The 13,048-nt window shown below is 69.7% G+C and carries 13 protein-coding genes; 4 read left to right on the top strand and 9 right to left on the bottom strand.

Annotated features, from left to right (window positions below):
• Window positions 1-36: 36 nt before the first annotated feature.
• From H8R02_RS14940 to H8R02_RS14955, 4 genes are read right to left on the bottom strand one after another with little or no spacing between them, the layout of a single operon-like run.
• Complete coding sequence (locus H8R02_RS14940) at window positions 37-1,392, bottom strand: MmgE/PrpD family protein (protein WP_187082236.1); 1,356 nt, start codon at window positions 1,390-1,392, stop codon at window positions 37-39.
• A complete protein-coding gene (locus H8R02_RS14945) occupies window positions 1,389-2,534 on the bottom strand; it encodes a CaiB/BaiF CoA transferase family protein (RefSeq protein WP_187082237.1) in 1,146 nt (381 codons plus the stop codon). The genes H8R02_RS14940 and H8R02_RS14945 overlap by 4 nt, the downstream gene beginning before the upstream one ends.
• Window positions 2,535-2,536: 2 nt before the next feature.
• A complete protein-coding gene (locus tag H8R02_RS14950) occupies window positions 2,537-3,697 on the bottom strand; it encodes an acyl-CoA dehydrogenase family protein (protein ID WP_187082238.1) in 1,161 nt (386 codons plus the stop codon).
• Window positions 3,694-4,542: an HTD2 family dehydratase gene (locus H8R02_RS14955; RefSeq protein ID WP_187082239.1), complete on the bottom strand. Its 849-nt coding sequence runs from the start codon at window positions 4,540-4,542 to the stop codon at window positions 3,694-3,696. Before H8R02_RS14955 ends, H8R02_RS14950 begins: the two co-directional genes overlap by 4 nt.
• A gap of 80 nt (window positions 4,543-4,622) precedes the next feature.
• Here H8R02_RS14955 and H8R02_RS14960 point away from each other — a divergent pair, with 80 nt between their 5' ends.
• Both H8R02_RS14960 and H8R02_RS14965 read left to right on the top strand, forming a co-directional pair.
• A complete protein-coding gene (locus tag H8R02_RS14960; protein ID WP_187082240.1) occupies window positions 4,623-5,543 on the top strand; it encodes a LysR family transcriptional regulator in 921 nt (306 codons plus the stop codon).
• A 23-nt stretch (window positions 5,544-5,566) separates the two neighbouring features.
• Window positions 5,567-6,190, top strand: coding sequence for a TetR/AcrR family transcriptional regulator (locus tag H8R02_RS14965; RefSeq protein WP_187082241.1), 624 nt, complete (start codon window positions 5,567-5,569; stop codon window positions 6,188-6,190).
• On the opposite strand, the gene H8R02_RS14970 is transcribed toward H8R02_RS14965, so the two are convergent.
• The 3 genes from H8R02_RS14970 to H8R02_RS14980 are packed head-to-tail and all read right to left on the bottom strand — an operon-like array spanning window position 6,165 to window position 9,854.
• Window positions 6,165-7,538 (bottom strand): CoA-binding protein, encoded by a 1,374-nt coding sequence (locus H8R02_RS14970; RefSeq protein WP_187082242.1) that lies wholly within the window; start codon window positions 7,536-7,538, stop codon window positions 6,165-6,167. The two genes, H8R02_RS14965 and H8R02_RS14970, sit on opposite strands and share 26 nt — an antisense overlap.
• Window positions 7,535-8,971 (bottom strand): class I adenylate-forming enzyme family protein, encoded by a 1,437-nt coding sequence (locus tag H8R02_RS14975; RefSeq protein ID WP_187082243.1) that lies wholly within the window; start codon window positions 8,969-8,971, stop codon window positions 7,535-7,537. The genes H8R02_RS14970 and H8R02_RS14975 overlap by 4 nt, the downstream gene beginning before the upstream one ends.
• A 1-nt stretch (window position 8,972) precedes the next feature.
• Complete coding sequence (locus H8R02_RS14980; protein WP_187082244.1) at window positions 8,973-9,854, bottom strand: SDR family oxidoreductase; 882 nt, start codon at window positions 9,852-9,854, stop codon at window positions 8,973-8,975.
• Window positions 9,855-9,978: 124 nt separating this feature from the next.
• Here H8R02_RS14980 and H8R02_RS14985 point away from each other — a divergent pair, with 124 nt between their 5' ends.
• The gene (locus H8R02_RS14985; protein WP_187082245.1) at window positions 9,979-10,965 is read left to right on the top strand and encodes a Bug family tripartite tricarboxylate transporter substrate binding protein; all 987 of its coding nucleotides are present in this window, start codon (window positions 9,979-9,981) and stop codon (window positions 10,963-10,965) included.
• Window positions 10,966-10,998: 33 nt separating this feature from the next.
• On the top strand, window positions 10,999-11,640 hold the full coding sequence (locus H8R02_RS14990; protein ID WP_187082246.1) for a dihydrofolate reductase family protein: 642 nt from the start codon (window positions 10,999-11,001) through the stop codon (window positions 11,638-11,640).
• A 1-nt stretch (window position 11,641) separates the two neighbouring features.
• Here the strand turns inward: H8R02_RS14990 and H8R02_RS14995 are convergent, their stop codons facing one another.
• A complete protein-coding gene (locus H8R02_RS14995) occupies window positions 11,642-12,010 on the bottom strand; it encodes an SPW repeat protein (RefSeq protein WP_187082247.1) in 369 nt (122 codons plus the stop codon).
• 54 nt (window positions 12,011-12,064) lie between these two features.
• Window positions 12,065-13,033 (bottom strand): Bug family tripartite tricarboxylate transporter substrate binding protein, encoded by a 969-nt coding sequence (locus H8R02_RS15000; RefSeq protein ID WP_187082248.1) that lies wholly within the window; start codon window positions 13,031-13,033, stop codon window positions 12,065-12,067.
• Between the last annotated feature and the right edge of the window lie 15 nt (window positions 13,034-13,048).

Consider the following 13,048-nt stretch of genomic DNA (forward strand, 5'->3'; position numbering starts at 1 on the left):
GCTTTGGATTCCCGCCTCCGCGGGAATGACGGCGCGCTAGAGCAGCGCGGCCACCTTCGGCCATTGTGCGACGTTCCACAGCCGGTCCACCGCCGCGCGCATGCGCGCTTCGTCCGCGCCCTTGCTGAACGCCGCCAGCTGCAGTGCCTTCGCGGTGATCTCGTCGCGCGAGAGCGTGTTGCCGGGGTCGCCCTTGGGCTCGTCCACGCGGCCGTGCAGCGTGCGGCCGTCGGTGGTGGTGACGGTGACCTTGCCGATCCAGCGGCGCGGGTAGGCGCCGTCGACCTCGGGGTCCAGCACCATTTCCACCTTGTCGCGCAGCGCCATCACGTCGGCATCGCGGAAGTGGTCGTCGAACTCGGGCAGGCCCGCATGCGCGTACTTGGCCACGAGCGCGAGCACGGTGCCCATGTTGAACTTGCTCTGGTGCACGGTCTTCGGGTCCACCACGGGGCCGAGCACGTCGATGGCGCCCTGGTGCACATGCGTGACCACCCTGGCGATGTCGGCCGGCTTGAGCTTGCACTCGCGCATCACCTGCGCCAGCGCGTCGGCGGCCGGGTGCGTGTGACGGCAGGAGGCGTGGTACTTGAACGAGGTCTCGGCCGTCGCCCAGCGCGTGCCGAGGCCGTCGACCAGCTTCGCCGGGTCGGAGTCGCTCGACATGCCGGCGGCCAGGCCCTGCGGGCCGTCGAAGATGCGGTCGGCGCCGGTGAAGCCGTCCTTCGCGAGGTACGCCGAGGCCAAGCCAGCGGCCGCCGCATGTGCCGTGTGAAGCTGCTTCGAGTCCGCGGCCGTGCGCAGGAACTCCCACAGCCCCGCCGACTGCGTGCCGGCCGAGCCGAACGCGTGGCGCATCTGCTGCGCGTCGAGCCCGAGCAAATTGCCGACGGCCGCCGCGGCAGCCAGCGTGCCGGCCGTGCCCGTGGTGTGGAACACCTTGTAGTGCGAGCGGCCGAGGAACTCGCCGACGCGGATGCCGACTTCGTAGCCGGCCACGCTCGCCGCTATCAGCTGCTTGCCGCTCGCGCCGAGGGCCTGCGCCACCGCGACGGCGGGCGAGAACACCACCGTGGCCGGGTGGAACACCGAGCCGTTGTGCACGTCGTCCTGCTCGGCCACGTGCGAAGCGGCGGCGTTCGCGAGCGCGGCGAAGTAGGGGGTGGTGCGCCTGCCGTTGATGATCACTTCGCTGGGGCCTTCGGCAGGCCCCATCGTTTGCGCGAACTTCGCGATCGTCTCGACAGGCCGCGAGCCGTGGCCCGCGACCGCGGAGCCGAACCAGTCGACCAGCAGGTCCTCGGTCTTGCGAACGACGTCGGTGGGGATGTCTTCGAACTTGAGCCCCGCCGCGAATGCAGCGAGGTCGGCACCAGGGTTCTTCGTTGTCATGCTTGCGCCTTCAATTCGGAAAGGATGGCTTGGGTATGTTCGCCCACGGCGGGGATCGGGTCCATGCGGTACTCGAAGCTGCTGTTGCGGCCTGGCGGCAGCAACGCGGGGATCTCGCCCGCCGGCGTCTGGATGTTGCGCCAGCGGTCGCGTGCCTTCAATTGGGGGTGGCCCCAGAGGCCTGCCATGTCGTTCATGCGGGCGTTGGCGATCTGCGCTTCATCCAGGCGCTCTTCCACCTGCGCGGTGGTCAGGCCCTTGAACGTTTCGAGGATGATCTTCTGCAGGTCGGCCCGATGCTCGTTGCGCTTGTGGTTGGCGTCGAAGCGCGGGTCGGTGGCGAGCGCCGCGTTCTTCAGCACCTTGTCGCAGAAGACGGCCCACTCGCGCTCGTTCTGCAGGCCCAGCATCACCGTGCCGCCGTCGCCGCAGGCGAAGGGGCCGTAGGGGTAGATGCTGGCGTGCGACGCGCCCGTGCGCGGCGGCGGCGGCGCGCCTTCGTACGCGTAGTACATCGGGTAGTTCATCCACTCGCCAAGCGATTCGAGCATCGACACGTCGATGTGGCTGCCTTCGCCGGTGCGCCCGCGCTGCATGAGCGCGGCGAGGATGCCGCTGTACGCGTACATGCCGGCGGCGATGTCGGCCATGGAGTTGCCGGCTTTCGACGGCGTCTCGGGCGTGCCCGTCACGGAAAGCAGCCCCGCCTCGCTCTGGATCAGCAGGTCGTAGGCTTTCTTGTCGCGGTAGGGGCCGTCGTCACCGTAGCCGGAGATGTCGCAGACGATCAGGTTCGGGTGCTGCTCGTGCAGCGCTTCCCACGACAGGCCCATGCGCGCGGCGGCGCCGGGGGCGAGGTTCTGCACGAGCACGTCCGCCTTCGCGATCAGCTTCTTCAGCGCTGCGAGCGATTCCTCGTCCTTCAGGTCCAGCGCCAGGCTTTCCTTCGAGCGGTTCGTCCACACGAAGTGCGAGGACTGGCCTTTCACGCGCGTGTCGTAGCCGCGCGCGAAGTCGCCGGAGCCCGGGCGCTCCACCTTGATCACGCGCGCGCCGAGGTCGGCGAGCTGGCGCGTGCAGAAAGGTGCCGCGATCGCGTGTTCCAGCGACACCACCGTGATGCCATCGAGCGGGCGGGTCATGGTCAGAAAGAGCGCGGCAGCCCGAGCACGTGCTCGGCCACATAGCTCAGGATCAGGTTCGTGGAAATCGGCGCGACCTGGTAGAGCCGCGTCTCGCGGAACTTGCGCTCCACGTCGTATTCGTTCGCAAACCCGAAGCCGCCGTGGAACTGGATGCACGCGTTCGCCGCCTCCCAGCTCGCCTTGGCGGCGAGGTACTTCGCCATGTTCGCCTGCGCGCCGCAGGGCTCGTGCGCGTCGAAACGGCGGCACGCCTCCCAGCGCATCAGGTTCGCGGCTTCCACTTCGATGTACGACTCGGCGATGGGGAACTGAACGCCCTGGTTCTGCCCGATGGGCCGGCCGAAGACGATGCGGTCCTTCACGTACGCGGACACGCGGTCGACGAACCAGTAGCCGTCGCCGATGCACTCGGCGGCGATCAGCGTGCGCTCGGCGTTCAGGCCGTCGAGGATGTACTTGAAGCCCTGGCCCTCCTGCCCGATCAGGTTCTCCGCCGGGATCTCGAGGTTCTCGAAGAAGAGCTCGTTGGTCTCGTGGTTCACCATGTTCGGGATCGGCCGCACCGTCAGGCCGCTGCCCACCGCCTCGCGCAGGTCCACCATGAAGATGGACATGCCTTCGGACTTCTTCTTCACGTCCGCCAGCGGCGTGGTGCGCGCCAGCAGGATCATGAAGTCCGAGTGCTGCACGCGCGAGATCCACACCTTCTGGCCGTTGACGACGTAGCGGTCGCCCTTCTTCACCGCCGTGGTCTTGATCTTGGTGGTGTCGGTACCGGTCGTGGGCTCCGTTACGCCCATCGACTGCAAGCGCCATTCGCCGGTGGCGATCTTCGGCAGGTACTTCTTCTTCTGCGCCTCGCTGCCGTGCCGCAGCAGCGTGCCCATGTTGTACATCTGGCCGTGGCACGCGCCGGAGTTGCCGCCCGCGCGGTTGATCTCCTCCATGATCACCGAGGCTTCGGTCAGGCCCAGGCCCGAGCCGCCGTACTCCTGCGGGATCAGCGCGGCCATCCAGCCGGCTTTGGTGAGCGCATCCACGAACTCCTCGGGATAGCGCCGTGCCTCGTCCACCTTGCGGTGGTACTCATCGGGAAATTCGGCGCACAGTGCGCGCACCGCGTCGCGGATGTCCTGGTACTTGTCGGTCTCGTGTTTCATTCGATCTCTGCAGTGGCCTTCATCGTGAGAAAGCCTTGATGGTCATTGGCCCACAGGGCCACCTTGTTGCCGTCGAGGCGGCCGTTGACGCGCATCGGGTTGCCGTCGAACGTGGGCCGGACGGCCTTGAACTCGAACTTCTTCAGCCGCGCCGTCGGCGCCTTGCGGCGCAGCAGGTCCACCAGCAGCGTGGCGATCAGCGGCCCGTGCACGATGAGGCCCGGGTAGCCTTCCACCTCGGTCACGTAGCGCCGGTCGTAGTGGATGCGGTGGCCGTTGAAGGTGAGGGCGGAGTAGCGGAACAGCAGCACGTCGTCCGGCACCAGCTCGCGGTGCCAGGGTGCGCCTTCCTCCGCGCGCGTCGGCTCGGGCACGGGGTCGCCGGGCTTGGGCGCGTCGCGGTAGACGATGTCGTGTTCCTCCGTGAGCGCGAGGCCCGCGACGTTGTGGTACTCGTGCACGACGGTGACGAAGACGAGGTTGCCGGTGCGCCCGGACTTCTCGTTCACCGACGCGATGCGCGAGACGCGCTTGACGACGTCGCCCACCTGCAGCGGGTTCTCCAGGTTCCACTCGAGTCGGCCGCCCGCCCACATGCGGCGCGGCAGCGGCACCGGCGGCAGGAAGCCGCCGCGCTTCGCATGGCCGTCGGGGCCGATCTCGTGGGCCGGATGCATTGGCAGGAAGTACAACCAGTGCCACAGCGGCGGCACATCGCTGCCGCGCTGGGGCGGCACGTCGTCGCGGTCGAGGGTGGCGGACATCGCGCGCAGCGGGGCGGCGGTGATCTCGTCGGTGAGGGTCTCGGTCTTGCCGATCCAGGTTTGCAAGGGGGCGTCGGCCATGCGGAATCGTGCCCCTTTTCGCTGCAAGGCACAATGCGCCAATCCGAGACCCAGCCTTCGACGCCGCCGAAGGCTCGCCGATGCAATTCGACCTGACCGACCTGCGCCTTTTCGTGCTCGCCGCCGAGCACGGCAACATCACGCGCGCCGCCGCCGCCCAGCACCTGTCGCTGGCGGCTGCCAGCGCGCGCATCAAGGCACTGGAGGCGCAGGCCGGTCTGCCTTTGCTCTACCGCGAGGCGCGCGGCGTGCGGCTCACGCCCCCCGGGGAAGCCTTCCTGCACCACGCCCGCGGCGTGCTGCACCAGGCGGAGCAGCTGCGCCGCGACCTGCACGACTACGGCGGCGGCCTGCGCGGGCACGTGCGCGTCTTCGCCAACACCACGGCCGTCACCGACTTCCTGCCCGAGGTGCTGCCCGGCTTCCTGGCCGCCAACCCGCGCGTCAACGTGGACCTTCAGGAAAAACCGAACGCGGAGATCGCCCGCGGGGTGCTCGACGGCCGCGCCGACGTGGGCATCGTGGCCGGCGCGGTCGACACGCTCGGCCTGCAGGTCATCCACTTCAGCACCGACCGGCTGGTGCTCGTCACGCCGCGCGAGCACCGCTTCGCCAGGCGCAAGCAGATCCCCTTCGCCGAGACGCTGCAGGAGGACATGGTGGGCATGCACCACGGCAGCACGCTGCAGAGCTTCCTGGAACAGCAGGCCGAGAAGATCGGCAAGCCCATGCGCCTGCGCATCCAGCTCGGCAGTTTCGACGCGATGTGCCGCATGGTGGGCGGCGGCGTCGGCGTGGCGATCGTCCCGGAGAGCGCGGCCCGCCGCAACCTCAAGCCGCAAAAGCTCGCGCAGATCGAGCTGGCGGACGCGTGGCGCGTGCGCGAACGCTACATCGTCGTGCGCGACCGCGAGGCGCTGCCGGCGTATGCGCGGGCGCTGATCGACCGGCTCTGCGAGCACTTCAAGCGCCGTCCCGCCAAGCCCCGGCCTGCGATTTGAGCGCTGTTAACATCGCGCGGTCGATGCCCCGCAAACCCACCGCCAGGACCTCCTACCACCACGGCAACCTGCGTGAGGAGCTGGTGTCGCGCGGCCTCGAGATCCTGGAGGCGGACGGCCTGCCGGCCCTCACCATGCGCGAGATCGCGCGGCGCACGGGCGTGACCCAGACCGCGCCGCTGCACCACTTCGAGAGCAAGGCGAGCCTGCTCGCGGCGATCTCCGCCCTGGGCTTCCGCATGCTCTTCGACGAGCGCATGGCGGCGCTGAAGGACAAGCGCGAGCCCGACGAGCGCCTCATGGCCGTCATGCTGGCCTATGTGGACTTCGCGCGCCGGCACCCGGCGCTGTTCCACCTGATGCACGGGCCGGAGATCCCGGACAAGACGCTGTACCCGGAGCTCAACGACGCCGCGATCCGCTCGTACAGCCTGCTGGAGACCTGCGTGGCCGACTACCTGCTGCAGGCCGAAGGGACGATGGACCGCCGCCGCGAGGCGACGCTGGCCGCCTGGACTGCGTGCCACGGCTTCGCGCACATCATCACCAGCCCGCAGAACACGCCGCGCTACGTGCTGCGCAAGGACCCCGAAGGCACGGCGCGCAAGATTTTCGAGATCTTCATGGCGGGGCTGGGGCACGCGTAGCCAGCGCAGCGAGCGCCTCGAACTCCCCCGCGAAGACCGCGATGCCCTGGGCCGCGAACTGCGCGCGCACGCGCGGGTCGGGCGAGCTGAAGGCGAGCGTCTTGCCGCTCGCGCGCATCGCCGCGGCCGTTTCCCGAGCGAACCGTGCCACGTCGTAGCCGGGGCCGGCGATCGCAAGCAGGCTCAGCGCCGCGGCGTCGCAGCCATCGTCCATCAGCACCGCGCGCACGCAGTCTTCGAGCAGTGCGGGGTTCGCGAGGAGCATCGCGGTGAGGTCCACCGGGTTGCGGCTGCGCGAGAAGGGCGGCAGCAGGGCGTCCAGCCGCTCGCGCGTCGTGCTGCCCAGCTGCGCCAGCGGCAGCGCGTGCGCGTCGCAGGCGTCGGCGCCGAGCACGCACGACGCGCCGCTGTTGCTGATGACCGCGACGCGCGGCGGCGGCTTGGCCGCGGGCGTGAGGGGCGTGAGCCACAGCGGCACGGCCGCACTCATCTCGGCGACGCTGCGAACCTGGTGGCACCCATGCGCCGCGAACAATTCCGCGAGACCCGGGTCTCGCAGGCCGGCCGCGCCGGTGTGGCAGTCCGCCATGCGCGCGCCGCTTGCCGTGCGCGCGGAACACAGCGCGATCACCGGGACGCCGCGGGCGGCGGCGTGCGCGAGCGCGGCAGCGAGTGAGTCGCGGCTTCGCACCTCCTCGAAGTACAGCAGCACGACGCGTACTCCCTCGTCGGCCAGCACCGCGCCGAGGAAATCCACCACGTCCACGTCGGCCTGGTTGCCCGTCGCACAGAAGTAGCGCACACCGACGCCGTAGTCGCGCAGCAGCGCGTAGGCCGACGCGCCGACGGCGCCGCTTTGCGAGACGATCGCCACCGGCCCGTCCTGCGGCGCGAAGCCGGTGAAGATCGACGCGAACGACAGCACCGCGCCGGTCGCGAAGTTCGCGCAGCCGATGGTGTTGGGGCCCAGCAGCCGCAGGCCGGCGTCCGCCGCGCACTCGGCGAGGCGCCGCTGCTCCGCGCGGCCCGCCTCGCCCAGTTCGGCGAAGCCGGAGGAGAACAGCACCGCGCTGCGCGCGCCGACTGCGGCGCACGCCTGCAGTTGCTCGCGCGCCGCTTCGGCGGGCACCGACAGTACGACGCAATCGGGCGCTTCCGGCAGCTCGTGCAGGCTCGCGTGCGAGCGCACGCCCTGCACGGGCTCGCCGCGCTGGCTCACCGGGTAGAGCGTGCCCGCGAAGCCTTGCTGCAGCATGTAGTGCAGCGGCCTGCCGCCGATCTTGTGCGGGTTGCCCGACGCGCCGACGATCGCCACCGAGCGCGGGCGCAGCAGGCAGTCGATCGTCATGCGGTCTCCACGATGCCTGGCAGCAGCGCCTTCAGCGCGGGCTTGAGCAGCTTGCCGGTGCCGGATGCGGGCAGCCGCTGCATCACGTGCCAGTGGCGCGGGATCTTGTACGGCGCGATGCGGCGCCGCAGGAAGGCGGCCAGTTCCCCGGTGTCGATGTGCGCGCCGGCCTGCGGTTCGATGAACGCGACGATCTCCTCGTCACCGTCGACCGCGTGCCCCAGCACCGCGCACTGCGCGACACCCGGGTACGCCGCGATGGCGGCCTCCACCTCGGCCGGGTACACGTTGAAGCCGTTGCGGATGATCATCTCCTTGATGCGGCCCACGATCGTGAGGTCGCCTTCGGGACCGAAGCGGCCGACGTCGCCGGTGTGCAGCCAGCCGTCGGCGTCGATGGCCGTGCGCGTCTGCTCCGGGTCGCGGAAGTAGCCCGCCATCACGTTGGGGCCGCGCACGCACACCTCGCCCCGATGCAATGCGATCTCGATCCCCGGGATCGGCCAGCCCGCCGTCACGTCGCGCGGCGGTGGATGCCCGAACGTGCGCGTGACCACCGGCGCCGCTTCGGTCAGGCCGTAGCCGTGGTGCAGTTGCAGGCCCAGCAGCGCCTCCGCCTGCGCCTTGCGCGTGGCGTCGACCTGGGACCCGCCGATGTACGCCATGCGCAGGCGGTTGGGCGTGAGGCCGTTGCCGGTGGCGGCGGACCACTCCAGCAGCCGCGCGTACATGGCCGGCACGCCCTGGAAGACCGTGATGCCTTCGTCGCGGATCGCACGCGCGAGGCGCTCCCCCGTGAAGCGGCTGCACAGCTGCAGTGTCACGCCCGCGCGCAAACCGCACAGCAGCGCGCTGATGAGGCCGAAGGAATGCGAGACCGGCAGCGCGTGGAACACGCGGTCGCCCGGCAGCAGCACCTGCTGGTCCAGCGACGCCTGCGTGACGAACGCCAAATTCGCGTGCGTGAGCATCACGCCCTTGGGCGTGCCGGTGCTGCCGGAGGTGTAGAGCATCACGGCGACGTCGTCCACGGGTTCGGCAGCGGTGCGCCCTTCGCACGGCAGCCAGCCGCCGGCCGGTGCACCGAGGCGCGCGCCGTGGGCCAGGGCATCCGGCGACGCGGGCGAGAAATAAGTAAGCCGCGGTTCGCAGTGCGCGCGGATCGCGTCGATCTCGCCTTCGGCCATGCGCGGGTTCACCGGCACCGCCCAGGCCTGCGCGCGCATGGCGGCGAGCAGGGCGACCACCATGTCGACGGTGTTCTCACCGACGAGCAGCAGGCGCTCGCCGGCGGCCACGCCGCCCTCCGCGAGTGCGTCGGCGGCTTCGCCCACACGTGCGTCGAGCTCGCCGTAGGTGACGTGCGAGCCTTCGTCGTCCAGCAGCGCGGGTGTGCCGGGCGGCACGCACCGCACGTACGCGTCGGCGCGCATGTCAGGCCGCCGCGGCGCTGCGCGCCTTGTCGTGGGCGTCCTTCGCGCGGATCGCCTCGCGCATGCGGGCCCAGTCCGCGTCGCCCAGCGCGGCCAGCTCGGTGAACGACGCGCCGTTCTGGTAATGCCCGGCGCCGTCGATCGCGATCGTCTCGCCCGAGAGCCACTGCACGCCGTCGGCCATCAGGAAGACGGCCAGGTTCTGCAGCTCGCTCATGCGGCCCACGCGGTTCATCGGGTTGCGCACCACGCCGTCCTCCCAGTCCTGCAGCGGCGACAGCCGCTTGTTGGCGCCTTCGGTGGGGAAGATGCCGGGCGCGATCGCGTTCAGCCGGATGCCGTAGCGTCCCCATTCGACGGCCAGCGACTTGGTCATCACGTCGATGCCGGCCTTCGACATCGCCGACGGCACGACGAAGGGCGCGCCCGTGCGCACCCAGGTGACGACGATCGAGAGCACCGAGCCCGGGTGGCCGCCGGCGATCCAGCGCTTGCCGACGGCCTGCGTCACGTAGAAGGTGCCGTGCAGCACGATGTTGGCCACCGCGTCGAAGCCGCGCGGCGACAGGTCCTGCGTGCGGCTGACGAAGTTGCCGGCCGCGTTGTTGACGAGGCCGTCGAGCGGGCCGCCGTCGGCCCAGATGGCATCGACCATCGCCTCCACCTGCGATGCGTCGCGGATGTCGACCGGCCACGTGCGCACGCTGCCGCCGTGCTGCGCCATGAGCTGCTGTGCCGTCTCGTCCAGCACCGCCTGGCGGCGCCCGCAGATGTGGACGCAGGCGCCGAGTTCGAGGTACTTCGCGGCGATCTCGCGGCCGAGGCCCGAGCCGCCGCCGGTGACCAGGATGCGTTTGCCCGCGAGCAGGCCCGGCTGGAACATGGGTGTCTCCTGAAATCTGATCGAAACAAAGATGAGGCTGGGCAACTAGGTGAATGCCCTGAGGCCGCAAGCTTGAATCATATCTGATCGCTGTTAAGATGCAAACATCGCAAGGAGACACGGCATGCCCATCCACCTTCCCCGCATCTCGCGCCGCCGGCTGCTCGGCGCCGCGGCCCTCGGCGCGGCTGTGCCGGCGCTGGCCCAGCAGCCCGGCCTGCCCGGCCGCACCATCCACCTCGTCGTGCCGTACCCGCCCGGCGGCACCACCGACCTGCAGGCGCGCGCCATCGCGCAGAAGGTGCAGGCGCAGACCGGCGCCACGCTGCTCGTGGAAAACAAGCCCGGTGCCGGCGGCAACATCGGCGTCGAGAGCGTGCTGAAGGCGCAGCCGCGCGACGGCACCACCATCGGCATCACGGCGATGAACTCGTTCGCCATCAACCCGCTGCTCACGCGCAAGCTGCCGTACGACGTGGCGCGCGACGTGCAGCCGATCACGCTGGTGGGCAGCATGCCCAACATCGTGCTCGTGCACCCGGACGTGCCTGCCCGGGACCTGCAGGACCTCGCGAAACTCGCGCGGGCCGGCGACGTCACCTATGCGTCGCCCGGCGCCGGCACCTCGGTGCACCTGGCTGCCGAGATGATGGCCGACCAGCTCGGCGTGAAGCTGCGGCACGTGCCGTATCGCGGCGACGCACCCGCCCTGCAGGATGTGCTGGGTGGCCGTGTGCCCGTGATGCTCGCCAACCTGCCGGGCGTGATCGAGCATGTGCGCGCCGGCAAGCTGCGCGCGCTCGCCGTCACCTCGGCGAAGCGCTCGCCCATCCTGCCGCAAGTGCCCACGGTAGCCGAGTCGGGCCTGCCCGGTTTCGACGTGAAAGCGTTCTTCGCGCTCTTCACGGCCCGAGGGGTCGCGGCCGACATGGTGGCCGCGCTCAACCGCGAGTTCGGCAAGGCGATCAACCACACCGACGTGCGGACCCAGTTCGCCCGGCTGGGGATCGACACCGCCGCCTCGTCGGTCGAGGCGCTCACGGCGCTGATCTACCTCGAGTCGCGCAAGTGGGCGCCGATCGTGCAGAAGACGGGCGCGACCTGGGACTGACATACTCCACCTCCTCAATTGCTGGAGGTTGCGATGGCAGTACGCGTGTGTTGTTTCGGTGTTTCGCTCGACGGCTACTCGGCCGGCCCCAACCAGGGCCTGCAGAACGCGCTCGGCGAGAACTTCTTCGACGTGATGAAGTGGATGTTCCCCACGCGCATGTGGCACACGCTGTACGGGCAGGGTCCCGCCGAGACCGGCAAGGACAACATGATGGCCGAGCGCGGCTTCGAGAACATCGGCAGCTGGGTGATGGGCCGCAACATGTTCGGCCCGGTGCGCGGCCCGTGGCCGGACGACGAGTGGAAAGGCTGGTGGGGCGAGGAGCCGCCCTACCACTGCGATGTCTTCGTGCTCACGCACCACGCGCGGCCGCCGCTCGAGATGAAGGGCGGCACGACGTTCCACTTCGTCACCGACGGCATCCATGCCGCGCTGAACCGCGCGAAGCAAGCGGCTGCCGGCAAGGACGTGCGCATCGGCGGCGGCGCGGCGACCGTGCGGCAGTACTTGCAGGCACGCTTGATCGACGAGGCACACCTGGCGCTGGGCCCGGTGCTGATCGGGGCCGGCGAATCGCTGTTCAGCGGCATCGACCTGCGCGAGCTGGGCTACGAAGTGGCCGAGACGATCCCCGGCGAGCGCGCCACGCACATCGTGCTGCGCAGGAAGTGAGTCAGGCCGTGCGGTCGCTCCACCACCCGCCGTAATCCTTGTCGCTGCCCAGCACCCACAGTGCAAGGAGCAGCACCGCCGTGCCCGTGATGAAGCAGGAGAGCGTTGCTGCGGACAGGTGCGAGAAGCCCAGCAGCCACGGCGATGCGGCGACCCACAGCCCGAGCAGCGCTTCGGTCCACTCTTCCCACGCGAGCGGCAGGAACACGGCGCCGAGCGAAGCGGCCAGCAGGAACAGGCCCATCACCATGCTGTTGGACATGGCCATGCTGTCGCCGCCGAAGCCCAGCACCCAGGGCGCCGCAACCAGCCAGAGGGCGAGCAGGGCGTTGGCTACGTCCTGCCAGTGCTTGAAATACAGGTGGCGCATGCAGTCCTCCTGAAGACGCTCAGGAGGAACTGTATGCCTTTGCCCTGTAACAAGCTACTGGCTGAGCTGGATATTTGCTTCCTTGATGATCTTTGCGTAAAGAGCCGCTTCCGCGCGAACCGTCTTGGCAAAATCATCGGGTTTGCTTCCAGCAACCTGCAGCCCCAGCGCCTCGATCTTCGCGGTGACGTCGGGCATCTTCAGGATTCGGTTCACTTCGTCCGAGAGCTTCTGCACCACGGGCGCCGGTGCGTTCGCGGGCAGGAACACGCCGAACCAGCCGTACGGGTCGAACGAGTGGTAACCGAGCTCCACGAAGGTGGGCACGTCCGGCAGGCCCGGCATGCGTGAAGTGCCGGTCACGGCGAGCGGGCGGATGTTCTTCAACTGCGGCCGCGCGGATGCGCTGTCGACGAAGGCCGCCGTCACCTGGCCGCCCACGAGGTTCGTCATCAGCGGCGCCGCGCCCTGGAACGGCACGTGCACGAGGTCCAGCCCCGCCTGCATGTTCAGCAGCGCGCCCTGGATGTGCGACGAAGTGCCCGCGCCGTAGGAGCCCACGTTCATCTTGCCCTTGTTGGCCTTCGCGAGCGCGATGAACTCCTTGAGGTCCTTCGCGGGCGAGGACAGCGGCACGGCCAGCATGCTGGGGCTGCGCGCGATCATCGACACCGGCGCGAAGTCCTTCACCGGGTCGTAGGGCAGCTTGTCCATCATGGCGGGCTGCTGGACGATGGCCGTGATCGCGATGAGCACCGTGTGGCCGTCGGCCGGGGCCTTGGCGACGAAGTTGTTGCCGATGGTACCCGCGGCGCCCGGCCTGTTCTCCACCAGCGCGGGCTGGCCCCAGGCCTCCTGCAGCTTCTGCGCCAGCGTGCGCGCCAGCGTGTCGGTGGCGCCGCCCGCGGGGTAGGGCACCACCAGCTTGAGGGGCTGCGCGGGGTAGTTCTGCGCAAGGGCAGGCAGGGCGCACACGGCCAGGCCGGCAACCACGAATGCACGGCGCAGCATCGACATCTTCATCGGGCTTGTCTCCTC

The organism is Ramlibacter albus (assembly GCF_014297445.1).
Taxonomy (GTDB): domain Bacteria; phylum Pseudomonadota; class Gammaproteobacteria; order Burkholderiales; family Burkholderiaceae_C; genus Ramlibacter; species Ramlibacter albus.